This is a genomic window from Thermoanaerobacter sp. X514, assembly GCF_000019065.1.
Lineage (GTDB): Bacteria > Bacillota > Thermoanaerobacteria > Thermoanaerobacterales > Thermoanaerobacteraceae > Thermoanaerobacter > Thermoanaerobacter pseudethanolicus.
Genome location: NC_010320.1, coordinates 1339845 through 1365243 on the forward strand (window position 1 = coordinate 1339845; position 25399 = coordinate 1365243).

Here is a 25399-nt window from a genome sequence, read left to right on the forward strand (position 1 = left end):
GAGTATTTTTATGAAAAAAACTGTATACTTGCGCATAACCGGACATGTGCAAGGGGTGGGGCTGAGGTATTCTGTGTATCAAAAGGCAGTTTCTTTGGGAATTGCAGGTTATGCGGAAAATCTTTATGATGGCAGTGTAGAAGTTGTTGCAGAAGGGGAAGAGGAAAGTATTAAAGAATTGATAAATTTTATTAAAACAGGTTTGAGATGGGCAAAAGTAGATAATGTAGAAGAAAGATGGTCGGATTACAAAGGGGAGTATCGGGATTTCCGGATTTATTAGTTGCTCTTTTTTTTATTCAATAAAACGTTTAAATGTGATATAATAATTAAAAAATAGTTTTACTATTTTAATGAGTTAATTTATTAATAGCGATTGAGGGTGCATGAATATGAGGATGGAATTCGATTTAAAACTTCAACAAACTCAAAAACTTATAATGACTCCTGAACTAAAACAGGCTATTGAGATTTTACAATTAAATTCCTTAGAACTTAATGCTCTTATAGAACAGGAATTAGAGACTAATCCTCTTCTTGAAAAAGAAGAAGTTATCGAAGAAGATATATATGAATCTAATGATTTTACTGAGTTGGCTAAATATATACGAGAAACAGAAGAGAGAATGTATTATGATGATTCCGATGATGAAGAAATAGAAGAAGTCAATTATGAAAACTTTGTGTCTCCAAAGCCCTCTTTGAGCGACCACCTTTTGTTTCAACTTCACATAACACCTATTCCTCACAAAATCAAAAAAATATGTGAATATATAATATTTAGTCTAAGTCCGAGTGGTTATTTGAGAGAAGATATAAAAGACATTGCGAAGATTTTAGAATGTTCTGAAGAAGAGGTGTTAGAAGGGTTATCTATAGTCCAATCTTTTGACCCTCCAGGAATTGCAGCTCGCAATTTGCAAGAATGTTTAAAACTCCAACTTTTAGCTCAAGATAATTACAAAGGTATTATAAAAGAGTTGGTAGACTATCATCTTGAGGAAATTGCAGAAGGTAAGTATTCATAGTTAGCAAAGTTGTACAATATTTCCTTAAGAGAAGTGCAACAAGCTGTAGATTTTATAAAAAAACTCAATCCTAAACCAGGAAGTAGCTTTTCTTCTACAGCAGATGTAGGATATATTGTACCAGATGTGGAGGTAATAAAAAGAGAGGGAGAGTATTTTGTTATAGTAAACGATTCAGTCACTCCTAAGCTCAAGATTAATAATTACTATCATTCTATTTTAAATAGCCATGATGAAGAAGCTAAAAAATATATAAATTCAAAACTGCAATCAGCCATGTGGCTTATAAAGAGTTTAGAAAGTAGAAAAGAAACTTTGTATAAAGTAGTTAAAGCAATAGTGGAGTTACAAAGGGATTTTCTTGACAAAGGTATCAATTACTTAAAGCCTATGACACAAAAACAAATTGCTGATATTGTAGGTATCCATGAATCTACTGTCAGCAGAGCTATAAATGGGAAATATGTTGCGACTCCAAGAGGGCTTTTTGAACTAAAATTTTTCTTTCAATCTGGAATTTCTAATAAAAATGGGAATGAATTTTCTGCTGAAACTATTAAAAATCTCATAAAAAAATTGATCGAAGAAGAAGATCCAACAAATCCTTTAAGTGACCAGAAAATAGCGGATATTTTAAAAGAAAAAAATATTAATATTTCAAGAAGAACAGTGGCAAAATATAGAGAGGAATGCAACATTCCTTCTACTATCAAAAGAAGAAGATATTAAATGGGCATGTAAATGCCCATTTAGGCTATTGAAAAAGCTTTATTAATAGTATAAAATAGTTAATGTAAATACTTTTTATGAAATGTGGGACATTTATAGAATAACGGGACTTTAACCGTCCTGAAGAGGGAAATGGCATGAAAGATATTATAGCTTTACAACAAAAGATAGTACCAGAGTTAATAGATTTACTTCAAAAGAGATATACTATAATGCGAAACATATATTTTAATCAACCTATAGGACGACGGGCACTTTCGCACCAGTTGAATATGGGGGAACGAATAATTAGAACTGAGGTATCTTTTTTGAAGGCTCAAGGTTTGGTGGATATAAATCCCTTAGGTATGACTATCACAAAAGAGGGAGAAGAATTAATTGAGAATTTGAAGGATTTTATACATGAGCTTAAAGGCCTTAACAATATTGAGAGTTTGTTAAAGGACAAGCTGGGGATTGAGAAAGTGATAATCGTACCAGGCGACATAGAACAAGATCCTATGATAAAAAAAGAATTAGGAAAATCAGCAGCGAATTACCTAAAAACTATAATAAATTATGACAGTATTATTGCTTTAACTGGCGGTTCAACTGTGCTGGAAGTGGCTAATGGAATGCCTCAGCTTTATTCCAAATCAAACATGGTAGTTGTACCTGCTCGTGGTGGATTGGGGAGAGAAGTAGAAAAGCAAGCGAATACAATCGCTTCAATTTTAGCTAAAAAACTTGGTGGTACATATAAAATGTTGCACGTGCCGGATAATTTAGGCAAAGAAGCGGTAAAAAGCCTTATCAAAGAGCCGGATATAAAAGATGTGGTAGAAACCTTAAAAAAAGCTGATATTTTAATATTTGGAATAGGTCGCGCAGATGTAATGGCAGAGAGAAGAAATTTACCCCAAGATATTAGAGATTTTTTAGTAAGGAACAATGCTACAGCTGAAGCTTTAGGATATTATTTTGATAAAGAAGGAAAAGTGGTCTATGCAACACCAAGCATTTTCTTGACTTTAGAAGACCTAAAGCTTGTTAAAAATTTAATAGCTGTATCTGGTGGGAAAAATAAAGCAGAAGCGATTGTCTCTACTTGTAGAAGTGGCAATGTACAAGTGCTTGTCACTGATGAAGGAGCTGCATTTGAGATTTTAAAAATTGTTTAAAACACCTTTTCAGGTGTTTATAAAATAAAAATCAAGGAGGAATACATAATGGGTGTTAAAGTTGCTATTAATGGTTTTGGAAGAATTGGAAGAAATGTATTCAGAGCTGCATTTAAGAAAAATGTTGACCTTGAATTTGTAGCTATCAACGATTTAACAGATGCAAAAACATTGGCTCATCTATTAAAATACGATTCTACTTTTGGTAAATTTGAAGGAGAAGTATCTTATACGGAGGACGCGTTAATTGTAAATGGCAAAGAAATTAAAATTTTCAAAGAAACTGATCCGGCTAAACTTCCTTGGGGAGAATTAGGAGTAGACATTGTAATTGAATCTACAGGAAGATTTACAAACAAAGATGATGCTATAAAGCACATCCATGCTGGAGCGAAAAAAGTTATAATTTCTGCGCCTGCTAAAAATGAGGACATAACAATTGTTATGGGCGTTAATGAAAACATGTATGACCCAGCTAACCATCATGTAATTTCAAATGCTTCTTGTACAACCAACTGCTTAGCACCAATAGCTAAAGTAATTAATGATAAATTCCGTATTAAAAAAGGTATGATGACAACAGTTCACTCTTACACCAATGACCAGAGAATACTTGATTTACCTCACAAGGATTTGAGAAGGGCGAGGTCTGCTGCTATGTCAATAATACCTACTACAACTGGTGCAGCAAAGGCTATTCACTTAGTAATTCCTGAATTAAAAGGAAAAATGAATGGTTTTGCGATGAGGGTTCCAACTCCAGACGTATCTGTTGTTGATCTTGTTGCAGAAGTTGAAGTACCTGTTACAGTTGAAGAGGTTAATGCAGCATTAAAAGAAGCTTCTGAAACATATATGAAAGGCATTTTAGGTTATTCTGAAGAGCCATTAGTTTCAATGGACTATAAAGGTGACGATAGGTCTTCTATAGTTGATGCACCACTTACAATGGTAATTGAAGGAACATTAGTAAAAGTTGTTTCTTGGTATGACAATGAATGGGGTTACTCCAACAGAGTTGTAGACCTTGCAAAATATATTGCTGAGAGACTCTAAGTAGTAAAAGGTCCGTGTCCTTTTATGGACCGGACCTTTAAATCCTAGTATAAGGAGGTTTTTGTGATGAAAAAAACTGTGCGGGATATAGATGTGGCGGGAAAAAGAGTGCTGGTAAGGGTAGACTTTAATGTGCCTATGGATGAAAATAAAAATATAACAGATGACACTCGTATAAAAGCAGCACTGCCCACCATTCAATATCTCATAAACAATAACGCAAAAGTAATACTTGTATCCCATTTAGGAAGGCCAAAAGGGAAAGTAAATCCAGAATATTCTTTAAAACCTGTGGCAAAGAGGTTATCTGAACTTTTAGGTAAGCAAGTTTCTATGGCAGAGGATGTAATTGGAGAGGATGCAAAAGCGAAAGCAGCCGCATTAAAAGAAGGCGAAGTATTGCTCTTAGAAAATGTGAGATTCCATGCAGAGGAAGAGAAAAATGACCCTCAATTTGCAAAAGAATTAGCTTCTTTAGCAGATATATATGTAAATGACGCTTTTGGTACGGCTCACAGAGCTCATGCTTCAACAGCAGGGGTGGCAGCGTATTTACCAGCAGTATCAGGCTTTTTAATTGAAAAAGAACTTACAATCATGGGAGAAGCTCTTGAAAACCCAAAAAGACCTTTTGTTGCAATATTGGGAGGAGCTAAAGTTTCTGACAAAATAGGGGTTATAACAAACCTATTAGAAAAAGTAGATAGCCTTTTAATTGGCGGTGGTATGGCTTACACCTTTATAAAAGCAAAAGGATATGAAATTGGTAAGTCGCTTTTAGAAGAGGATAAAATAGAGTTAGCTAAAGAATTAATGGAGAAGGCTAAGCAAAAGGGTGTTAATTTGATGCTTCCTGTTGATACAGTTATTGCTAAAGAATTGAAATCAGGCGTACCTTATGAAGTAGTCGATATAGACAAAATGCCTCAAGACCAAATAGGAGTAGACATTGGACCTAAGACTATTGAAGAATACTCAAAAGTGATAAAACACGCGATGACAGTAGTGTGGAATGGGCCTATGGGAGTTTTTGAAATTCCTGAGTTTGCAAAAGGTACAGAGGCTATTGCGAAAGCTTTGAGTGAATGCAAAGGTATTACTATAGTAGGCGGCGGTGATTCTGCAGCTGCTATAGAGCAATTAGGATATGCGGATAAAGTCACTCATATTTCTACTGGAGGAGGAGCTTCTCTAGAGTTTTTGGAAGGCAAAGTGTTGCCGGGAATTGAAGTTTTAAATGACAAGTAAAGGGGTGTTTGTTTTGAGAAGACCAATAATTGCAGGTAATTGGAAAATGCACATGACCCCTTCTGAAGCGGTGAAATTAGTTGATGAATTGATACCTCAAGTGAAAGACGCAAAAGCAGAAGTGGTAGTCATACCTCCCTTTGTGGATTTGACAGAGGTAAATAAAGTAATTCAAGGTACTAATATTCTTCTCGGAGCACAAGATATGTTTTGGGAAGAAAAGGGCGCATATACGGGGGAAATTTCACCTTTAATGCTTAAAGAGATTGGGGTAAAATATGTTGTAATAGGCCACTCTGAAAGAAGGCAGTATTTTGGTGAGACGGATGAAATGGTCAATAAAAAAGTTTTATCCGCTCTATCTCACGGCTTAAGTCCTATTGTGTGTGTAGGAGAATCTTTTTCTCAAAGAGAAGAAGGAAAAACTTTTGAAGTAGTTTTAAGTCAAACTAAAGAGGCTTTAAAAGGCGTTACCCACGATGATATTGTAAATGTAGTAATAGCTTATGAGCCAATTTGGGCTATAGGTACTGGCAAAACGGCTACAGCTAAAGACGCCAATGAAGTGATAAAAGCTATAAGAAATACTATAGCTTCCCTTTATGGAAAAGAAAAAGCAGATCTGGTTAGAATACAATATGGGGGGAGTGTAAAGCCCGAGAACATCTCTGAACTCATGGCAGAGAGCGATATAGACGGGGCTTTAGTGGGGGGAGCAAGTCTTGTAGCATCAGATTTTGCAAAGATTGTCAATTATTAAGGAGAGGATTATATGCCTGAAAAATTAACCATGCTAGTTATACTAGATGGGTTTGGACTATCAGTCAAAAAAGAAGGAAATGCAGTATATCAAGCTAATACTCCAAATTTAGATTTTTACTTTAAAAACTATCCCCATACGACTCTTTCCGCCAGTGGCCTTGCAGTAGGACTTCCTGAGGGACAAATGGGAAACTCAGAAGTAGGGCACTTAAATATTGGAGCGGGAAGAATAGTATATCAAGAACTTACAAGAATTAGTAAAGATATAAAAGAAGGTACCTTTTTTAAGAAAAAAGAATTTTTAGATGCGATAGAAAATGTAAAGAAAAACAACTCAAAACTACATCTTTTTGGCCTTTTGTCAGATGGAGGGGTTCACAGCCACATAACTCATTTATTTGCTTTAATGAAATTGGCAAAAGACCAGGGGCTAAAAGAAGTATATATTCATGCTTTCTTAGATGGAAGAGATGTTCCACCCGCTTGTGCAAAGGAATATATAAAGCAGTTTGAAGAAGAGTCGAACAGGATTGGTATAGGAAAAATTGCAACGATTTCTGGAAGATATTATGCAATGGATAGAGACAAAAGATGGGATAGAACTAAAAAGGCTTATGATGCAATAGTTTTGGGAAAAGGTGTTTATGCTCATTCACCAATGGAAGCAATAGACATAGCTTATTCAAAAGACCAAACTGACGAATTTGTAGAACCAACTGTAATTTTGGAAAATGGAAAGCCAGTTGCTACAGTAGATGCTGGGGATTCTATAATATTCTTCAATTTTAGACCTGACCGAGCAAGGCAACTTACCAGAGCTTTTATTGACGAGGTATTTAATCATTTTGAAAGAGAAAAAAGGTATTTGCCTGTATTCTTTGTGTCTATGACGCAATATGATGAAACCTTTGAAAACATACATGTGGCGTATAAGCCAGAAAGACTGGAGAATACTCTTGGTGAATACTTAAGTAAAAAAGGGATTAAACAGCTTAGAATTGCAGAGACAGAAAAATACGCCCATGTGACTTTCTTCTTCAACGGTGGCGTAGAAGAGCCAAATGAAGGGGAAGAAAGAATTTTAGTTCCTTCGCCTAAAGTAGCTACTTACGACCTAAAGCCAGAAATGAGCGCTTATGAGGTTACAGATACTGTAATACCTAAGATTATGTCAGATCAATATGGCTTTATTCTTTTAAACTTTGCAAATCCTGATATGGTAGGGCATACAGGAGTTTTAAATGCTGCAATAAAAGCGATTGAAGCAATAGATGAGTGCCTTGGAAGAATAGTAAATGCTGTTCAAAGTGTAGGAGGAACAATAATTATAACCGCTGATCACGGCAATGCAGAAGAAATGATTGACCCTGTGACAAAAGAGCCACAGACGGCTCATACTACAAACCCAGTTCCATTTATTGTTATAGGCGAAGGAGATATTGATTTGAGAAAAGATGGAATACTGGCTGATATTGCTCCGACTGTATTAGACATAATGAAATTGCCTATACCTCAAGAGATGACAGGTAAATCTTTAATTATTGGAAGAAAATAAAATTTAAAAAGAAAGGAGAAGTTGTCATGTCATCAATAATTGATATTTTTGCAAGAGAAATACTTGACTCCCGTGGAAATCCCACAGTTGAAGTAGAGGTAGAATTAGATAGCGGTGCCGTAGGAAGAGCTGCTGTGCCTTCAGGGGCTTCTACAGGAGCTTTTGAAGCAGTTGAATTAAGAGATGGAGACAAATCAAGGTATTTGGGAAAAGGAGTGCTAAAAGCTGTTCAAAATGTCAATGACATTATTGCTCCTGAGCTAATTGGCATGGAAGCACAAGACCAAGTAGCAATTGACAAAGCGATGATTGAACTAGATGGAACTCCCAATAAGAGCAAATTAGGAGCAAATGCTATCTTAGGGGTATCTTTGGCAGTGGCAAAGGCAGCAGCTGAGGAATGTGGTTTACCTTTGTATCAATACATTGGTGGAGTAAATGCAAAAACTCTTCCTGTGCCAATGATGAACATATTAAACGGTGGAAAACACGCTGATAACAATGTAGATATACAAGAGTTTATGATAATGCCTGTTGGTGCTCCAAACTTCCGTGAAGCATTAAGAATGTGTTCAGAAGTTTATCATAATTTAAAAAACGTGTTACATTCTAAAGGGTTAAGTACAACAGTTGGTGATGAAGGAGGTTTTGCTCCCAACCTTACCTCAAATGAAGAAGCTATACAAGTCATATTGGAAGCAATAGAAAAAGCAGGATATGTTCCGGGAGAAGATATTGTTTTAGCATTAGACCCTGCGGCTACTGAAATGTACAAAGAAGATGGGAAATATCATTTCGAAGGCGAAGGCATTGTAAGGACCTCGGCTGAAATGGTAGATTTTTGGGAACAACTTGTTAACAAATATCCTATTGTCTCTATTGAAGACGGTCTTGCAGAAGAAGACTGGAACGGATGGAAACTATTGACTGAAAGATTAGGCAAGAAGATACAGCTTGTAGGAGACGACTTATTTGTAACGAATACTCAAAGACTTTCAAAAGGTATAAGCATGGGAGTAGCAAATTCAATCCTTATAAAACTCAATCAAATAGGAACTTTGACAGAAACTCTTGATGCTATTGAAATGGCAAAAAGAGCAGGTTACACAGCTGTTGTGTCTCACCGCTCAGGAGAGACAGAAGATTCTACAATTGCAGACCTTGTAGTTGGAGTAAATGCAGGGCAAATTAAAACTGGAGCACCTGCAAGAACTGATAGAGTCGCAAAATACAATCAGCTTTTAAGAATTGAAGAAGTTTTAGGAAGCACAGCTCAATATCTTGGCAAAAATGCTTTTTACAATATTAAGAAATAAGGGGATCCAAAAAGGATTCCCTTTTTATATAAAAACCTCTTGATCAACATAGCAATTCTTTGTATAATATAAACTGTGGTATTGTGTTTCAAAAATTAGGATAAGGCGGTGTAAATATGCTAAAAACTGTACTCATGGTTATACATGTTTTAGTTAGTCTTTTCTTAATAGCTGTGATACTTTTGCAAAAAGGTAAAAGTGCAGGCATTTCAGGAGTAATAGAAGGAGGAGCAGAAACCTTTTTTGGGAAAAATAAAGCTCGAACCATGGAGGGGACATTAGAAAAGCTCACAACCATAGCGGCAGCGTTGTTTATAATTTTGTCTATGGTGTTGACCGTAATGATGGCTAAATAAAAAAGACGGTATCAAGAAAAGAAATGGAAAAACCCTTTTATGGGTTTTTATTTTTACCACCATAAATAAAAAAGGTTAGGTGGTCAAATGAAAATTAGAGAAATTACAGAGGAATTAGAATATCAACTGCTTTCTCCTTATGCGACAAAAAGCCGTGAAACTCGCGGCAGGGATAGAGAAGAAGAAAAATGCGATATAAGAACAGAGTTTCAAAGGGATAGAGACAGGATTATTCATAGCAAAGCTTTTAGAAGATTGAGCCACAAAACACAAGTCTTTATTTCTCCAGAAGGTGACCATTATAGAACAAGGCTAACTCATACTTTAGAAGTAGCTCAGATTGCAAGAACAATTGCAAGAGCTTTGAGGTTAAACGAAGATTTGACAGAAGCTATTGCTTTAGGTCATGATTTAGGACATACTCCTTTTGGCCATTCTGGTGAGGAAGTTTTAAATAGACTTTTAAAAGATGGCTTTAGACATAATGAACAAAGCATTAGAGTGGTTGAGATTTTGGAAAAGGATGGAAAGGGTCTTAATTTGACTTGGGAAGTTAAGGACGGCATTTGTAACCACTCTACCTCAGGAAATCCCCAGACTTTAGAGGGACAAGTAGTACAAATTTCTGATAAAATAGCTTATATTAACCATGATATTGATGATGCGATAAGGGGAAAAGTTTTAAATCCGGAGGATTTACCAAAAGATTTAATAGCAATTTTGGGTGATAAGCATAGTAAGCGAATAGATACAATGGTAAAAGATGTTATAAATAATAGCTTAGGAAAGCCGAAAGTTTCAATGAGTAAAGAGATTTATGAGGCTACTTATAGCCTGAGGGATTTTTTGTTCAAAAAAGTTTATATTGGGTCAAAAGCTAAAAAAGATGAGGAAAAAGCAAAAAGAATAGTAGAACAATTGTTTTATTACTTTTATGACAATATTGAAAAGATGCCTCAAGAATTTATAAAACTTGCTGAGATTTATGGAAGAGAAAGAGCTGTTGCTGATTATATTGCTGGTATGACAGACAAATATGCTTTTTTAAAATACAAAGAGATTTTTTTGCCCAGTCCTTGGTTTGAGTAAAATATTTTTTGATTTTAATAAAAATTTAATAAAACCAAAGAAGGATTTTTGAATCTTTTGTCGAATATATATTGGTCGTCACTAATAAATTAATTTGGTAAAGAGGAATTTAACAATTTTTGTCGAATAGAATAATTAGGTGATATTGATGGCTTACTCAAAAGAAATGATTGAAAAGGTCATAGAAGCAAATGACATAATAGATGTTATATCAGAGTATGTAGAACTAAAAAAAGCGGGAAAAGAATTTAAAGGTCTATGTCCTTTTCATAGAGAAAAAACCCCATCTTTTATGGTAAGTCAAGAAAAACAGGTTTATCACTGTTTTGGCTGTAATGCCAGTGGAAATGTTGTTACTTTTATAATGGATATTGAAAATTTGACTTTTAAAGAAGCAATTGAATTTTTAGCAGATAGAGTAGGAATAACTCTTGAAGAAACTGTGCTTACAGAAAGGGAGTACCAAAGAAAGAAACTTATTGACGAAATATATAAAATAAATAAATTAGCAACTATGTATTTTTACAATAAGCTTTTTTCTGAAGAAGGTAGACAGGCTTTAACCTATATAAGAAAAAGAGGTTTGACAGAAGCAACGATAAAGAAGTTTGGAATAGGCTATTCATCACCTCATGGAAATGGACTTTTAAACTTTTTAAAAGAAAAAGGCTATACAGAAAGTTTTCTGGTAAAGGCTGGACTTTTGTCTCAAAAAAATAACCGCTATTACGACAGGTTTAGAAATAGAGTAATGTTTCCTATTATAGATGTAAAGGGTAATGTTATAGGTTTTGGAGGCCGTTCTATTGATGATAGTTTGCCTAAATACTTAAACACTCCGGAGACAGAGGTCTTTAAAAAAGGCAAAACGCTATTTGCAATAAATTTTGCTAAAAAAACTCAACAAGACAAATTTATAATTGTAGAAGGATACATGGACGCTATTTCCTTACATCAAGCCGGAATAGATTGTGCTGTAGCATCTTTAGGAACCGCTTTGACAGAGGACCAAGCAAGACTCATAAAAAGGTATAAAGGAAATGTTGTAATTGCTTATGATGCGGATGAAGCTGGTATTAGTGCCGCATTAAGAGGACTTGACATTCTTGATGAATTGAATTTAAATATAAAAGTACTGACTATTCCTTATGGGAAAGACCCTGATGAGTTTATAAAAAAAGAAGGAGTAAACGCATTTAATCAATTAATAGAAAATGCCGATAGTTTAATTGAGTTTAAAGCAAAGGTATTTAGAAAAAATCTCGACCTTGATAATCCTCAAGATAGAATAATATATGTTAAAAAAATTGCAAAAGATATTGCAAAACTTTCTGATGAAGTGAAAAGGGAAGTCTATATTTCTTCAGCTGCTAAAGTTGCTCAAATACCTGAGAATGCAGTGAGAACAGAGGTTGCGCGTTTTGTCAATAGGGAAATTGAAAAAAATCAAAAAAATATGTATATGGCTGGCAATATAAGGCATAATATATACAGTAGTAGTAAAATATCACCAGAAAAGTACTTAATTGCATTGCTGCTGTATGATAATAATCTTTACAAAAGGGTGAAAGAAACAATTACCGCCGATATGCTGGAGAATGTTAAATTAAAGCCAATTTTTGGAGAAATAATGTCAAGGTTGGAGGATGGGAAAAAAACTCAAATAAATGATATTGTTTATTTATTACAAGAGGAAAATCTCATATCTGATTTTAATGATATTATTAAAGCTTTTTATGAGAGTGAAAATGTTACTGAACAAGCTGTTGATGATATTATAAACAAGATTCTCATTAACAGTTTGGCAGTTAAAAGAGAAAAGATTAAAAGAGCTATCAATGAAGCTCATATGTTGGGGGATATAGAGAAAGAAAGGCAACTTTTAATAGAATTACAAAATTGTGAAAAGGAGATGCTAAAGATAAAAAATGGCTAAAAAGAAAGAAACCCATAGGGAGGGGAAACCTATGAACAACGAAGAATTGTCTAAAGAAGCCATTACAGAACTTATCAATAAAGGAAAAAAAACTGGGATGCTCACCTACAATGAGATAATGGATTCTTTAGAAGATATTGATTTAAATCCTGACCAAATTGAGAAAGTATATGATGCTTTTGAAGACATGGGAATTGAAATTGTTGGGGAAGAACCTCGTCAGGAAGAAATAACTGAAGAAGATTTAGATTTAGACCTTTCTCTTCCTGAAGGAATCAGTATAGATGACCCTGTTAGAATGTATTTGAAGGAGATAGGCAAGATTCCCCTTCTCACTCCTGAAGAAGAGATTGAATTGGCAAAAAGAATCGAACAAGGAGACGAAGAAGCTAAAAAAAGACTTATAGAAGCTAATTTGAGATTGGTTGTAAGCATAGCCAAAAGATACGTAGGAAGAGGAATGCTTTTCTTAGATTTGATACAAGAAGGAAATTTGGGGTTACTCAAAGCAGTTGAAAAATTTGACTATAGAAAAGGCTATAAATTTAGTACTTACGCTACATGGTGGATAAGACAGGCTATTACAAGAGCTATTGCAGATCAAGCAAGAACCATAAGAATCCCTGTACACATGGTAGAAACTATCAATAAATTGATAAGAGTCCAAAGGCAATTGCTGCAGGAATTAGGTCGTGAGCCCACTCCTGAAGAGTTGGCAAAAGAGATGGGGATGCCAGAAGAAAAAGTAAGAGAGATAATGAAAATAGCACAAGAACCTGTATCTTTAGAAACTCCTATTGGGGAAGAGGAAGACAGCCACTTAGGCGATTTTATACCCGATGAAGATGCACCAGCTCCAGCAGAAGCTGCTGCTTTTACAATGCTAAAAGAACAGTTGATGGATGTTCTTGATACCCTAACGCCAAGGGAAGAGAAAGTACTAAGACTTAGGTTTGGCCTAGATGACGGTCGAGCAAGAACTTTAGAGGAAGTAGGAAAAGAGTTTAATGTTACAAGAGAACGCATAAGGCAAATTGAAGCAAAGGCTTTGAGAAAATTGAGGCATCCCAGCAGGAGCAAAAAATTAAAAGATTTCCTTGATTGAATAAGCTTCTTGACAATAGGGCAAAAATCTGTATAATTATTATTGTATTCCTCAGTAGCTCAAGGGTAGAGCAACCGGCTGTTAACCGGTAGGTTGTAGGTTCGAATCCTACCTGAGGAGCCACTTTTTGGGCCTTTAGCTCAGCTGGCAGAGCGGTCGGCTCATAACCGATTGGTCCGGGGTTCAAATCCCTGAAGGCCCACCATTTAGAGAAAAAAAGCATTTAGCTTTAAATGCTTTTTTATTTTTTTTATACTAGGTGATTGCAAAATGAGATAAATATTAGAGTAAAAAAGTTACATTACAAGGAACAAAATAAAGAAATTACATTTTAAAGGCACACTCAAGACGGAAAAAGAGAAATGGAAGAAAGATACAAATTCAAAAAAGACAATACTTAACACACCTTTTTAATGTAAAAAGATGACAAACAAATCAAATCATAAGAACAAGTTATCAAGCCAAAAGTTTTTTCAAAGATAAAGGATGTTCAAAAGTACCAAGCTTTGCAGTAATAATTAAACCAATATGTTGAGTGATAGCCCCAAGAAAAACATCAGCTTTGATTGACCTGGTATTTATGAGTTTAAAGCTATCAACAGCGATAGAACTTTTTAAAAGAGAAATAGATTTTTCAATAATAGGGCGTTTTTCATAAAGTTTGGACCACTTTTTAGAGTTACGAGGGACAAAAGTATTTTTTCTAAAATCAATATCAAGGGTAGTATAGAATATTCTGCCACATTTAGAAGAGGTACAGGGGTTATCACATTGAAGGATATAAGTAGTTTTACCATTTAGTCTAACTTTTTTGGACATAGGGCAAAGCCATTTAATTCTGGTAGCTCTACCTTTTTCCCGAACGATGCCATCATAGGACATTTTAAGAGAAGGGTCACGGGGGCAGGTAGGGATACCATCAGAGTTAAAAGTAGGCTGAGGTAAGTTTTTAGAATTTCGAGGGTTAATAGGGATAATAGGGATTATGCCAAGCTTTGAGAACAAGTATTTATAATTATCAAAAGAATCAAACCCAGCGTCACCTAAGAAGTATCTATAAGAGAAATTAGGATGTAAATTAAAGAATTCCTTAAGAGAAGGGATTAAAGTTTTAGAATCGTACAAATCTTTAGACTCGGCAGCAGATTTAGCAGTATTGACATTTAAAGAATCATCGTCATAGAAACTAATATGCTGAATAATGCCTAAGCCATTAGTGAGGATGGTAGCTTTGATAGAGTAACAATAATGGCCATTAATATAAGAGAATTTAGCATCAGGATTAGAGTGAGCGAACTTAGGCATTTTAGAACAAGCATAAGAGTGGGCATCAAAATCAGGATTAGATTTAGAGAACTTTTTAATATTTCTATAAAGGGAATCAAAGAACTTAGGATTATTTTCTCTGACATAAGGTTCAAAGCCAGTAGTATCAGCGATGAGGATATTAGAAAGTGAAGGATTAATAGCCTGACAAATAGGCTCAGTTAAATTAACAAGATTATTGAAGAAATTCTCCAAATCTTTGAGGAAAATGGATTTAAATCTAGAGAATTGAGAAGGATGAGGGACTCTTTTAAAGCCACAAAGCTCTCTTAATTCTTTAGATAGTTTAAGAACATGTGCAAGGAGTTGAACAGTAGGGATAGAGAGAATTTTTTGGATAATCAAAGCAGTGAGCATAGATTCAAGAGAAAAATCTCTATGACGTCCAAAGTGGGAATAATAGTGGGCATAAAAAGAAGATGGAATAAGTTCAGATAAATCAACAAAGGAATCAAAGAGTTTAATAAACTTGGGTTTATCTTCTTCAAAGAAGGATTGAACATCATCGTAAATATCGGAGAGAGAAAGTTGTTTAGCTTTGATTTTCATAGGATTTCCTCCATTTCTTTTTGGGATTTGGTTCTCTATATAAATTCGACGAAAGTGGAGGAATTCCTTTGAAAATATATAGCAGAATCCCTTAATCCATAAGGATTTTGGGATTCTGCAAAGACCTAATTTTTTTATACTTTTAGGAGGATTACATGAAACTTACAGAACGATTAAGGAAAATTGCTGAATACATTCCTCATGGGTCAAAAGTTGCAGATATAGGTACTGACCATGGTTTTATTCCTGTTTACCTTATCAAAAGTAAAATAGCTACCTACGTTGTTGCTTCAGATTTAAATAAAGGTTCATTAAATAAAGCTGTAAAAGAAGTTCAAAAGCGAAATTTGCAATCTTTGATAGACACAAGGTTAGGGAATGGTCTTAATGTTTTATCGCCAGGGGAAGTAGACGTAGTTGTTATTGCAGGTATGGGAGGAATTTTAATTACAAAAATATTAGAAGAAGGAAAAGATATTGCAAAAACTATTAAGAAATTTATACTTCAACCTATGAAAGATTCTGCATATTTGAGGAAATACTTAATAGAAAATGGATATAAAATTTGTGATGAGGAATTAGTTAAAGAAAATCAAAAATATTATGAAATAATAGTAGCAGAACATGGTAGACAAAAAGTCAAAAATGACATATATTATGAAGTAGGGGAAAAACTCATACAAAAAAAGCATCCACTATTAGAAGAATTCTTGCAGTATAAAATCGACAAAATGAAGAAAATCATAAATAAACTTCCCAAGACCAATGAAAAGCGTAAGCAATTAGATGAAAAAGTAAAGAAATTCGAGGTGTTGATAAATGGGCTTAAAATGCCAAGTAATAGCTTCCATAATGGATAAGCTTGCGCCGCGTAAATTCGCTGAAGAATGGGATAACGTAGGATTATTGGTAGGAGATGGTTCTAAAGATGTCTCAAAAATTTTAGTAGCTTTGGATGCCACTTTTGAAGTAGTTAAAGAAGCAATTGACAAAAAAGTAGATATGATTGTAACTCATCATCCGTTAATTTTTAAGCCAATAAAAAATGTCAAAGCTGATAATCCAGTGGGCTCATTGTTAATACAACTTATTAAAAATGATATCTCGCTTTATGCAGCCCATACCTCTTTTGATATAGCTCCAAATGGGATGAATGATATTTTGTGTAACGTCTTAGGAATATATGATAGGGAAGTTTTGGATGTCACTTATTCCGAAGGATATAAAAAAATTGCAGTTTATGTGCCACAAGGGTATGAAGAGATTGTAAAAAATGCTATGTGCAATGCAGGAGCTGGTTTTATTGGAAATTATAGTAATTCTACTTTTCAGACCCAAGGCATTGGAACTTATAAGCCTTTAGAGGGGACGAATCCATTTATTGGTGAAATAGGGAAGATAGAAAAAGTGGAAGAAGTAAAAATAGAAACAGTAGTGCCTCAGAAATATTTAGAAAAAGTAATAAATGCAATGCTAAATGTTCATCCCTATGAAGAGGTTGCCTATGATGTATATCCTTTGGAAAATCTTAAAGAAGAATATGGGCTTGGAAGAATTGGAACTATTTCAGAAACAACTTTAAAAGAATTGGCACTACAAGTAAAAGCAAAACTTAAAATCAATAATTTAAGAGTGGTAGGAGACCCTAATAAAAAGATAAAAAAAGTGGCTGTGTGTGGTGGAAGCGGTGCAAGTCTTATTCACAAAGCTGTTTCTAGAGGAGCAGATGTGTTGATAACGGCAGATATTGGCTATCACGATGCTGTAGAAGCCCAGCACCTCGGATTATCTTTAATTGATGCGGGACATTTTGCTACAGAGAATATTGCAGTTAGGTTTATTGCAGAATATATAATTGATGAAACTCAGAAACAGGGCAACGAAATAGAAGTATTAGTTAGTGAAAGTCAAAAAGATCCTTTTATGTATCTATAATTATGTTGACAAAAACGGATATATATGATAATATATACTCGCCTGATATTAGAAAGATATATAAGAAATAACGTATGTGAGTAAGTCGGATGGCCGCGTGCGATTTTCGCACGAGGAAAGTCCGAGCTCCACAGGGCAGGGTGCCGGGTAATACCCGGTGGAGGCGACTCCAAGGAAAGTGCAACAGAGATATACCGCCTGGCACTCAACTTGCTGAGTGCTGGGTAAGGGTGGAAAGGTGAGGTAAGAGCTCACCAGGGACCAGGCGACTGGTCTGCTCTGCAAACCCCACCCGGAGCAAGGCGAATAGGAGGGAGTAGGTGGCCCGCCGTTTCCCTCGGGTTATGCCGCTGGAGGTGTCAGGCAACTGACCCCCTAGATAGATGGCCATCCTCGACAGAACTCGGCTTACAGACTTGCTCACATGTGTTTAAAAATACCATAATTTTGTGGTATTTTTTATTTTTTTTTATACAAAATTAAAAAAATGTTTGATCCATAAATTTTTGTTTGATTTAAAAGTTGTTTTTTGCTAATATTATATATGGGCAAAACTATTATAGAAGGAGAGATTTAAATGAGCATACATATTGGGGCTAAAGAAAACGAAATCGCTCAAACGGTGTTGTTGCCAGGAGATCCTTTAAGAGCTAAATATATAGCAGAAAATTTTCTTGAAGATGCAAAATGTTACAATGAAGTTAGAGGAATGTATGGTTTTACAGGATATTATAAAGGGAAAAGAGTGTCAGTTCAAGGAACAGGGATGGGAGTACCTTCCTTGTCTATTTATGTAAATGAGCTTATAAACAGTTACAACGTGAAAAATCTTATAAGGATAGGTACTTGTGGCTCTTTACAACCAGATATCAAGCTTAGAGATATAGTAATTGCCATGAGTTCTTCGACAGACTCTGCAATAAATAAAATTAGATTTAATGGTATGGATTATGCTCCTACAGCAAGTTTTAAATTATTAAAAAAAGCCTATGATAAAGCAATGGAGTTAGGGATACAACCTAAAGTAGGGAATATTCTTACAACCGATACTTTTTATAACGATGACCCAGACAGTTGGAAACTATGGGCGAAGTTTGGTGTTTTGGCAGTAGAAATGGAAACGGCAGGACTATATACTTTGGCTGCTAAGTACAATGTAGATGCTCTTACAATATTGACAGTGAGCGATAGCTTGGTTACCGGAGAAGCAACGACAGCTGAAGAAAGGCAAAAGACTTTTATGAACATGGTAAAAATTGCACTAGAAATAGCTGAATAATAATTTTTTAAAAGAGGATAACCTTGTTTATCCTCTTTTAAAATAATCGAAAAAGGAGCTGATAGTTGATGAAACCTTTAAAATTTAAGCCTATTTTTATGGAGAGAATATGGGGAGGTACTGCATTAAGAGATAAATTTGGATTTGATATTCACGAGGGTAAAAAAATTGGAGAATTGTGGACAATATCTGACAATAGAACAGCTGTCAGTGTAATTGAAGGTGGAGAATTTGACGGGCAAAAATTAAGTGATATAACTTACAAATTTTCTGAGGATATATATGGCAAGGGGGTAAATTATCAAAGATTTCCTTTGCTTATCAAAATAATTGATGCGCAAGACAAACTTTCTGTCCAAGTTCATCCAGATGATGAATATGCTTTTAAATACGAAAATGGCGATTCTGGAAAAACAGAGATGTGGTATATAATAGATGCAAAACCAGGGGCTAAACTTGTATGTGGTTTAAAGGAAGGAACTACAAAAGAAGAATTTAAAAGGCTATTGGAGGAAGAAAGATTAGAAGAATGTTTAAAAGAAATAGAAGTAAAACCAGGAGATGCTGTTTACATACCTTCAGGGATGGTGCATGCTATAGGTGAAGGAATACTTATTTGTGAAATTCAACAAAATTCAGACCTTACCTATAGAGTGTATGATTACAATAGAGTAGATGAATTCGGCAGGAAGAGAGAGTTACATATAGAAAAAGCATTAGATGTTATAGATTTTAATTTAAAAACAGATAAAATAATACCTGAATTTGAAGAAATACAAGGCGGACGCATATCTCACGTTGTTAAATCTCCATATTTTCAGGTAAGTATAATTGAAATAAATAAAGAAGTAGATATAGATACAAAGGGAAAATTTAACACTTTAACAGCTGTAGAAGGATATTGTAAAATTGCCTATACTGAAGGCACCACTGAATTAAAAGCAGGAGAGACTGTATTAATACCTGCTTCTATTCCGAGTTATACAATAGAGGGAAATTGCAAGGTGCTCAAAGCTTATATATAGAAAGCGTAAATATTGACAACCTTTTATTAAAATTGTATAATAAAAAAGCAAGGAGTGGGGTTATAGCTCAGCTGGTCAGAGCGCTACGTTGACATCGTAGAGGTCACAGGTTCGATCCCTGTTAACCCCACCAATAATATGAAGGCTTTCCGCATCTATTTAATGTCGGAATTTTTATTTTGGTGCCGTTTTGGTGCCCAAAAATTTTTCTATTTTTTGTATGGCTTCTTTTTTTATTTCAGGAGTTGTAGCTAAAAATTATCCTACAGTAACTGGACCGCTGGGGGATATATACCGGCCTTAGGAAAATGGAGAACTGTGCCGGGTTTTTTGTGGCCTGCGACCTGCTCTTTCTGAACGCAGAGCTCATAAAAGAATTGCTCAACGGCTTCGAGAGCTTCAATGTGGTGTGCTCCCGATACCGGGACTGCTGGAGCCTCTTCACGCCGTTTACAACAAAAACTGCATTGATGCCATCGAGGTCCTTCCATCGAGGTTATTATTGAAAAGAGTGGTCCCGTTCGGATCAGGGACCTTTTTGTTCTGGTCAGAACCCGCCTCAAATTTTTTGCATTAATACCAGTGAAGACTATGAAAGAGCGCTGTTGTTGGAAAAGGATTCGATTCCGGTAAACCGATTTTTAAGGAGGGTTCACTCGTGACCTTACTGGAACTTGCCATAATACTGGGAATATCCAGGATCGGCGGTTATCTGGCGGCAAGGTTCAACCAGATGAACGTACTGGGCCAGATCATCGCCGGCCTTCTCATAGGACCTTCGGTCTTCGGCTTGGTCCACTCCGATTATGTGCTGGAGTTCATGGCCGAAATAGGTGTGGTCCTGCTAATGTTCCTGGCAGGCCTCGAGACCGACACGTCGGAACTTATAGCGTCAGGATTTTCGTCTACGGCCATCGCCGCCGGAGGGGTTATAGTGCCCTTCGCTGCAGGTGCTTGGGGCGGACTGGCTGCGGGTGTTACCCTGCCCGAGGCCCTGTTCCTGGGGACCATGTTGACAGCCACCTCTGTCAGTATAACAGTGCAGGCACTGAGGGAAATGGGAAAGCTGAATTCAAAAGAGGGTATTGCCATTATGGCTGCTGCGGTAATCGACGACGTGATAGGTATAATCGTCCTCACCTTTGTGACCGGCTATATCTCCGGTGGAACCAGGATCCTGCCGCTGATGGAGAAAATAGGAGTATTTGCGGTCGCAGTGGTAGTTATTACAGTCGTGCTTCGGAGATACGGTGAACGCATAATGGAATTAATGAGACCGGGAACCAGGATCATAACCTTCGCCTTGGTACTATGCTTTAGCGTGGCTTACTTCGCCGAAAAGGCGGACATTGCCGCCATCACCGGTGCTTACATAGCGGGCTTGATTCTTTCAAACTACAGTACAAAAGAAAAAATTGTCCGCGGCATAGAAGAAATAGCCTACCTTTTCTTCACGCCCATATTTTTCATCAGCATCGGACTGAAGACTGATGTAAGGGCTGTGCTAGGCGATATCGGCTTCAGTCTTATCATAATAGCCATTGCTGTGCTCGGCAAGATCATCGGCTGCGGGCTGACGGCAAGGCTCGTGGGATTCAACTGGAGTGAGGGCTTTACAGTAGGCGCGGGCATGGTGCCCAGGGGAGAAGTGGCCCTGATCATCGCCAACCTGGGCTTGAAAAAGGGTATTGTTTCCCAGAGGATTTTCGCTGTTTCGGTGCTGATGGTTCTTGTAACTACTCTTATTGCCCCGCCGCTTTTAAAGCTGTTTTTCCATAGGGCAGAAAATACAGAAAACGGGGAGTGAAGGCAATGTACCTGATCGTTATCATCCTTAACCGGCCAGAACTTTTAAAAAAGCTCCTGACGGTAATGAAAAGGAACGGGGCCAAGGGGGCCACGGTGCTGGACTCCATGGGTCAGGGCGTTATTATGAAAAGTTTTGAAGAAGACAGGTCAATGATCGCCAGCATTAAAAAATTGAAAGAAGAGGGACTTTTCGTGAATAAGACCATCCTTTCGGTTATAGAAGACAAGCAAAAGCTCCAGAACATAGCCGATGCCGTAGAAAGAGAGATAGGTAGTTTCGCCGAAGACAGCGAAATGGGTATAATGTTTTCTGTGCCCCTCAACATGGTTAGGGGCGGTAAGCTCGGCCGTTACGATGGGCCATTCGAATAAGAAAAGACTCTTAGAGTTGTGCTCATGAAAGGAACAGGATCAGTAAGGACCGTAGCCTGCACAGTAGCTATAAAAGCAAGAGACTTTAAATTGCATATAAAAAGGTTTGCAACAAAATAAGAGGTGCAAAAATTGCACCTCTTATTTTGTATATTCTTCAATGTATTTTTTAATTTCATCTTTTGTTGCAACTCTGCCTGCAACTTTGACTTCTTCATTAATCACGAGAGCAGGTGTAATCATTACGTATTCTATAATTTTATTTAAATCCTGAACTTTTTCGACTTCTGCTTCAATTCCTAGTTCTTGTAATGTAGCTTTTGTATTTTCCTCCAAAGCTTTGCACTTTGCGCATCCCATTCCAAGAATTTTAATATCCATTGTATTTTCCTCCTTTAATTTCATTTATTTGCTTTATTTTCATATAAACATTTTAATTTTATCATAAATTTTTAAAAGAAAATCATTTAATCTAAAATAGTTTTAAAAAAAATTTCCAAAAACAAATCCAATAAAAGTCGACATTATAATTACTAAACTTACATAGGTAACAGTCTTTTTTGGTCCGAGGACGCTATTAATTACAAGCATGCTGGGGAGACTCAAAGCAGGTCCTGAGAGCAAAAGTGCGAGGGCAGGACCTTGCCCCATACCGTAACCCAAAAGGCCCTGAATTATGGGAACTTCTGTAAGAGTAGAAAAATACATAAAAGCACCTATTATTGAAGCAATGAAGTTTGAAAGTAATGAGTTTCCACCGACAAGAGCTTCAACATACCTTGAGGGGAGTATTCCCGCATCATACCCAGGCCTTCCCATTAAAAATCCTGCTATCGCAACACCTGCAAAAAGAAGGGGAAGTATCTGTTTGGCAAGACTCCAAGTAGCTTCAATCCATGAGGTAATTTCTTCTTTTTTGAACCATTTAACAAGGATTATTGTAAGGATCACAAGGAAAAATACTGTCAAGTACCATTTTACGTTATATACAGTACTGAAAAATCCTACAGGCTGTGCGGGTTTACCCCATGCTGCAAAAATTAATATAAATACAAGGCTTGCAAAAAACAAAAAATCCTGCAATAGGCTTCTTCCTTCATTTTTTGTTGAAACTTGATAGATTTTTGACAACCTTGCCACATCTTCTTTTTTAAATATTATTTCCATGATTAAGCCAATAACAATTGAAAATAACACTGCCCCAACTGCCCTTGCTATTCCCAATTTGTATCCCAAAATTCTTGCTGTCATTATTATTGCAAGGACGTTTATTGCAGGTCCCGAATACAAAAACGCTATTGCGGGACCAAGACCAGCTCCTCTTTTATAAATTCCCGTGAAAAGTGGCAAAATCGTGCACGAGCAAACAGCAAGAATTGTTCCGGATACTGAGGCGACCGCGTAGGAAAGCCATTTTTTTGCCCCACCGCCGAAATATTTCATAACCGCCTGCTGGGAAATAAAGTTTGAAATTGCACCTGCTATGAAAAGAGCAGGTATTAAGCAGGTTAATACATGATGCCTTGCATAATCTTGAAGCATGTAAAGGGATTCTATGACAGCCCCTTTAAAGTGCATGCTCTCTAAAGGCATATAGTAAACAAAAAAGAAAACACCTGCAATGACTAGAATTTTTTTAATTTCTTCCTTCATTTGTGGCCTCCTTTTTGATAAATTTTAATATTAACAAAATTATTCAACTTTCTACTTACTGGAGTCAATAAAGGAAACCTTAGTTACAAGATCACACTTTATGGTTTTGTCAATACAGATAAAATAATCTTTCATACAAGGGAATCTTACTTTGTAAAATACTGAAAGACCTTCTTTTTTGCTTTCTAAAATGCCAGCTTTTTTTAATATATTTAAATGTTTTGATATTGTTGATTGATCTACACCTATTTTATTTACAATTTCGCATACGCAAATCTCCTTTTCATTTAAAATTACGTCTAAAATTTTCAGCCTTGTCGGATGAGAAAGGGCCTTAAAAAATTCTGCGCGGAGTTCATAGATGTTTTCTGCCATGGGATTCACCTCCTATATTTCCTATATTAGCATATAGGAAATATTAGGTCAACAAAAAATTTTCAAAAACCCAATAAGACAAAAGTTGGCTCATTAATAATTAAATACAACAAGAAAAAAAGGGAGTTAAAACAAAAAAACCAGTACGATATTGATATTGATACCAAATCAAATACATGGAAGATTGTTGTGGAGGTGCTTATTAAAAATAGTACAATCCAGATTCTGACAAAGTTTATCTATTTATTGAAATTTTAGGAGGTCCGAATCAGGAATATTAAAAGCCGCCACGACAAAGTGAAAAGGCAGATGCAAAAAGTATCTGCCTTTTTGTATGTGCGCCCGGCATGGGCGATAACTAGGCGGTGAAAGTCCGCTGTGGGCTTGGTAGTGGGAACCACTAGCCAAGAGCAAGGGTGTCCATCGTGAGGTGGAATCTGAAGGAAGCTTAAGGCAAAATCTCGGTCTGATGAACAAGAACCAGATAAGAGGCTGAATTGGGATGGATGAGTTTGCGTAACAAAACGAAGTCCAACACTACCCGAATCCCATACAGTAAATCTGGCAGATATATGAGATGAAAGTTATCGTTCTTACCCGGGGAGGTCTCAAGGATAAGTCACTAAAGTGAACTCTGAAGTGACAACCCATACAGTGATGTATGGTTGAACCTTGAGAAGTCAGCAGAGGTCATAGTACTTATCTAGTCATGAATAGATAAGGAAGGGCCGAACGTTAGGAGGTTTTGGAAATCTTATGGACTCGAAAGATATGCAGAGACTGCAGACAACTCAACAAAGAGGCTATCCGTTGAATAGAGAAATGGAATTTCAAAAGACAACGGAAGTGCATAGTATATCATCGGCGTCAAAAGATAGAAGAAACGATGTACAAAGATATACCAGCAAGATGCTTGAAATGATAGTAGAACGAGGAAACATGAGAGCAGCATACAAGCGCGTTGTTGCAAATAAAGGAAGCCATGGAGTCGATGGGATGGAAGTAGATGAACTTCTACCGTATCTCAAAGAAAACTGGCCAACCATAAAACAACAACTGCTGGAGGGGAAATACAAACCACAACCAGTGCGAAGAGTAGAAATTCCCAAACCAGATGGAGGAGTAAGACTACTAGGAATACCTACAGCACTAGATAGGTTAATACAACAAGCAATAGCCCAAATACTAAATAGAGTCTACAACCATACATTTTCTGATAGCAGTTATGGATTCAGACCAGGACGCAGTGCAAAAGACGCAATAAAAGCCGCAGAAGCATATATAAATGAAGGATATACATGGGTTGTAGATATGGACTTAGAAAAGTTCTTTGACAGAGTAAACCACGACATAATAATGTCCAAACTAGAAAAGCGGATAGGAGACAAAAGAGTACTAAAGTTAATAAGAAGATACTTAGAATCAGGAGTAATGATAAACGGAGTCAAAGTATCAACAGAAGAAGGGACACCCCAAGGAGGGCCATTAAGTCCCCTATTAGCAAACATAATGTTGGACGAACTAGACAAAGAACTTGAAAAGAGAGGACACAAATTCTGTCGGTACGCAGATGACTGCAACATATATGTAAAAAGCAGGTCTGCAGGAAACAGAGTAATGAAGAGCATAAAGAAATTCATAGAAAGCAAATGTCATTTCTCAAATTAATTTAGCCCAAAACCGATAAAATTTTTCAGATTAAATAATCTTGTGATAAAATTAATGCTAAAGGAATT

The 25399-nt window shown here is 36.2% G+C and carries 21 protein-coding genes, 3 tRNA genes, 1 other RNA gene and 2 pseudogenes; 23 read left to right on the top strand and 4 right to left on the bottom strand.

All coding sequences use genetic code 11. The features are described 5' to 3' along the window. The first annotated feature begins 10 nt into the window (after positions 1–10). From TETH514_RS06590 to TETH514_RS06655, 14 genes and pseudogenes are all read left to right on the top strand, one after another. Positions 11–283 (top strand): acylphosphatase, encoded by a 273-nt coding sequence (locus TETH514_RS06590; RefSeq protein ID WP_003870203.1) that lies wholly within the window; start codon positions 11–13, stop codon positions 281–283. 109 nt (positions 284–392) lie between these two features. Continuing rightward, positions 393–1757, top strand: a pseudogene (gene rpoN / locus TETH514_RS06595) (RNA polymerase factor sigma-54). Positions 1758–1894: 137 nt separating this feature from the next. Continuing rightward, positions 1895–2917 (top strand): sugar-binding transcriptional regulator, encoded by a 1023-nt coding sequence (locus TETH514_RS06600; protein ID WP_009053016.1) that lies wholly within the window; start codon positions 1895–1897, stop codon positions 2915–2917. Positions 2918–2965: 48 nt separating this feature from the next. After that, positions 2966–3973: a type I glyceraldehyde-3-phosphate dehydrogenase gene (gene gap / locus TETH514_RS06605; protein WP_009053017.1), complete on the top strand. Its 1008-nt coding sequence runs from the start codon at positions 2966–2968 to the stop codon at positions 3971–3973. 66 nt (positions 3974–4039) lie between these two features. Continuing rightward, the gene (gene pgk, locus TETH514_RS06610) at positions 4040–5221 is read left to right on the top strand and encodes a phosphoglycerate kinase (RefSeq protein ID WP_003867203.1); all 1182 of its coding nucleotides are present in this window, start codon (positions 4040–4042) and stop codon (positions 5219–5221) included. Positions 5222–5234: 13 nt separating this feature from the next. Beyond that, positions 5235–5981, top strand: coding sequence for a triose-phosphate isomerase (tpiA, locus tag TETH514_RS06615; RefSeq protein WP_012268685.1), 747 nt, complete (start codon positions 5235–5237; stop codon positions 5979–5981). A 12-nt stretch (positions 5982–5993) separates the two neighbouring features. Then, on the top strand, positions 5994–7538 hold the full coding sequence (gene gpmI / locus TETH514_RS06620) for a 2,3-bisphosphoglycerate-independent phosphoglycerate mutase (protein ID WP_009053019.1): 1545 nt from the start codon (positions 5994–5996) through the stop codon (positions 7536–7538). 26 nt (positions 7539–7564) lie between these two features. Next, positions 7565–8854 carry a phosphopyruvate hydratase gene (eno, locus tag TETH514_RS06625; RefSeq protein WP_009053020.1) on the top strand — a complete coding sequence of 430 codons (1290 nt, stop codon included), beginning with the start codon at positions 7565–7567 and terminating at the stop codon, positions 8852–8854. A 116-nt stretch (positions 8855–8970) separates the two neighbouring features. After that, positions 8971–9210 carry a preprotein translocase subunit SecG gene (secG, locus tag TETH514_RS06630; protein WP_009053021.1) on the top strand — a complete coding sequence of 80 codons (240 nt, stop codon included), beginning with the start codon at positions 8971–8973 and terminating at the stop codon, positions 9208–9210. Positions 9211–9297: 87 nt separating this feature from the next. Continuing rightward, a complete protein-coding gene (locus TETH514_RS06635) occupies positions 9298–10299 on the top strand; it encodes a deoxyguanosinetriphosphate triphosphohydrolase (RefSeq protein ID WP_009053022.1) in 1002 nt (333 codons plus the stop codon). Positions 10300–10447: 148 nt separating this feature from the next. Beyond that, complete coding sequence (dnaG, locus tag TETH514_RS06640; RefSeq protein WP_009053023.1) at positions 10448–12235, top strand: DNA primase; 1788 nt, start codon at positions 10448–10450, stop codon at positions 12233–12235. Positions 12236–12266: 31 nt separating this feature from the next. Then, positions 12267–13340 (top strand): RNA polymerase sigma factor RpoD, encoded by a 1074-nt coding sequence (gene rpoD, locus TETH514_RS06645; RefSeq protein ID WP_003867211.1) that lies wholly within the window; start codon positions 12267–12269, stop codon positions 13338–13340. A gap of 48 nt (positions 13341–13388) precedes the next feature. Beyond that, positions 13389–13463, top strand: a tRNA-Asn gene (locus TETH514_RS06650). 6 nt (positions 13464–13469) lie between these two features. After that, positions 13470–13545: transfer RNA gene (locus TETH514_RS06655), tRNA-Ile, on the top strand. Between the two features lie 251 nt (positions 13546–13796). Here TETH514_RS06655 and TETH514_RS06660 read toward each other — a convergent pair. Then, positions 13797–15215 carry a transposase gene (locus TETH514_RS06660; RefSeq protein WP_012268686.1) on the bottom strand — a complete coding sequence of 473 codons (1419 nt, stop codon included), beginning with the start codon at positions 15213–15215 and terminating at the stop codon, positions 13797–13799. A gap of 155 nt (positions 15216–15370) precedes the next feature. Here TETH514_RS06660 and TETH514_RS06665 point away from each other — a divergent pair, with 155 nt between their 5' ends. The 8 genes from TETH514_RS06665 to TETH514_RS06695 all read left to right on the top strand — a co-directional run bounded on the left by TETH514_RS06665 (position 15371) and on the right by TETH514_RS06695 (position 21635). Continuing rightward, positions 15371–16075, top strand: coding sequence for a class I SAM-dependent methyltransferase (locus TETH514_RS06665; protein WP_009053024.1), 705 nt, complete (start codon positions 15371–15373; stop codon positions 16073–16075). Then, positions 16035–17150, top strand: a complete 1116-nt coding sequence (locus tag TETH514_RS06670; protein WP_009053025.1) for a Nif3-like dinuclear metal center hexameric protein — start codon at positions 16035–16037, stop codon at positions 17148–17150. Before TETH514_RS06665 ends, TETH514_RS06670 begins: the two co-directional genes overlap by 41 nt. 77 nt (positions 17151–17227) lie before the next feature. Continuing rightward, positions 17228–17577, top strand: an RNA gene (gene rnpB / locus TETH514_RS12140) — RNase P RNA component class A. A 150-nt stretch (positions 17578–17727) separates the two neighbouring features. Continuing rightward, positions 17728–18429, top strand: coding sequence for a purine-nucleoside phosphorylase (gene deoD, locus TETH514_RS06675; RefSeq protein WP_003867214.1), 702 nt, complete (start codon positions 17728–17730; stop codon positions 18427–18429). A gap of 68 nt (positions 18430–18497) precedes the next feature. Beyond that, positions 18498–19454: a type I phosphomannose isomerase catalytic subunit gene (locus TETH514_RS06680; RefSeq protein WP_003867215.1), complete on the top strand. Its 957-nt coding sequence runs from the start codon at positions 18498–18500 to the stop codon at positions 19452–19454. A gap of 56 nt (positions 19455–19510) precedes the next feature. Then, a tRNA-Val gene (locus TETH514_RS06685) sits at positions 19511–19587 on the top strand. Between the two features lie 525 nt (positions 19588–20112). Beyond that, a complete protein-coding gene (locus TETH514_RS06690) occupies positions 20113–21261 on the top strand; it encodes a cation:proton antiporter (protein ID WP_003867216.1) in 1149 nt (382 codons plus the stop codon). Between the two features lie 5 nt (positions 21262–21266). Beyond that, positions 21267–21635: a hypothetical protein gene (locus TETH514_RS06695; RefSeq protein ID WP_009053026.1), complete on the top strand. Its 369-nt coding sequence runs from the start codon at positions 21267–21269 to the stop codon at positions 21633–21635. Between the two features lie 141 nt (positions 21636–21776). On the opposite strand, the gene TETH514_RS06700 is transcribed toward TETH514_RS06695, so the two are convergent. The 3 genes from TETH514_RS06700 to TETH514_RS06710 all read right to left on the bottom strand — a co-directional run bounded on the left by TETH514_RS06700 (position 21777) and on the right by TETH514_RS06710 (position 23663). Beyond that, a complete protein-coding gene (locus TETH514_RS06700; protein WP_009053027.1) occupies positions 21777–22016 on the bottom strand; it encodes a thioredoxin family protein in 240 nt (79 codons plus the stop codon). A gap of 102 nt (positions 22017–22118) precedes the next feature. Further along, positions 22119–23288: a permease gene (locus TETH514_RS06705; RefSeq protein ID WP_012268687.1), complete on the bottom strand. Its 1170-nt coding sequence runs from the start codon at positions 23286–23288 to the stop codon at positions 22119–22121. Positions 23289–23339: 51 nt separating this feature from the next. Further along, entirely contained in the window at positions 23340–23663 is a 324-nt protein-coding gene (locus TETH514_RS06710; protein WP_009052238.1) for a helix-turn-helix transcriptional regulator, read from the bottom strand. A 756-nt stretch (positions 23664–24419) separates the two neighbouring features. On the opposite strand from TETH514_RS06710, the pseudogene ltrA reads away from it, so the two are divergent. Next, positions 24420–25313, top strand: a pseudogene (gene ltrA, locus TETH514_RS06715) (group II intron reverse transcriptase/maturase); the annotation flags it as partial. Positions 25314–25399: the final 86 nt, after the last annotated feature.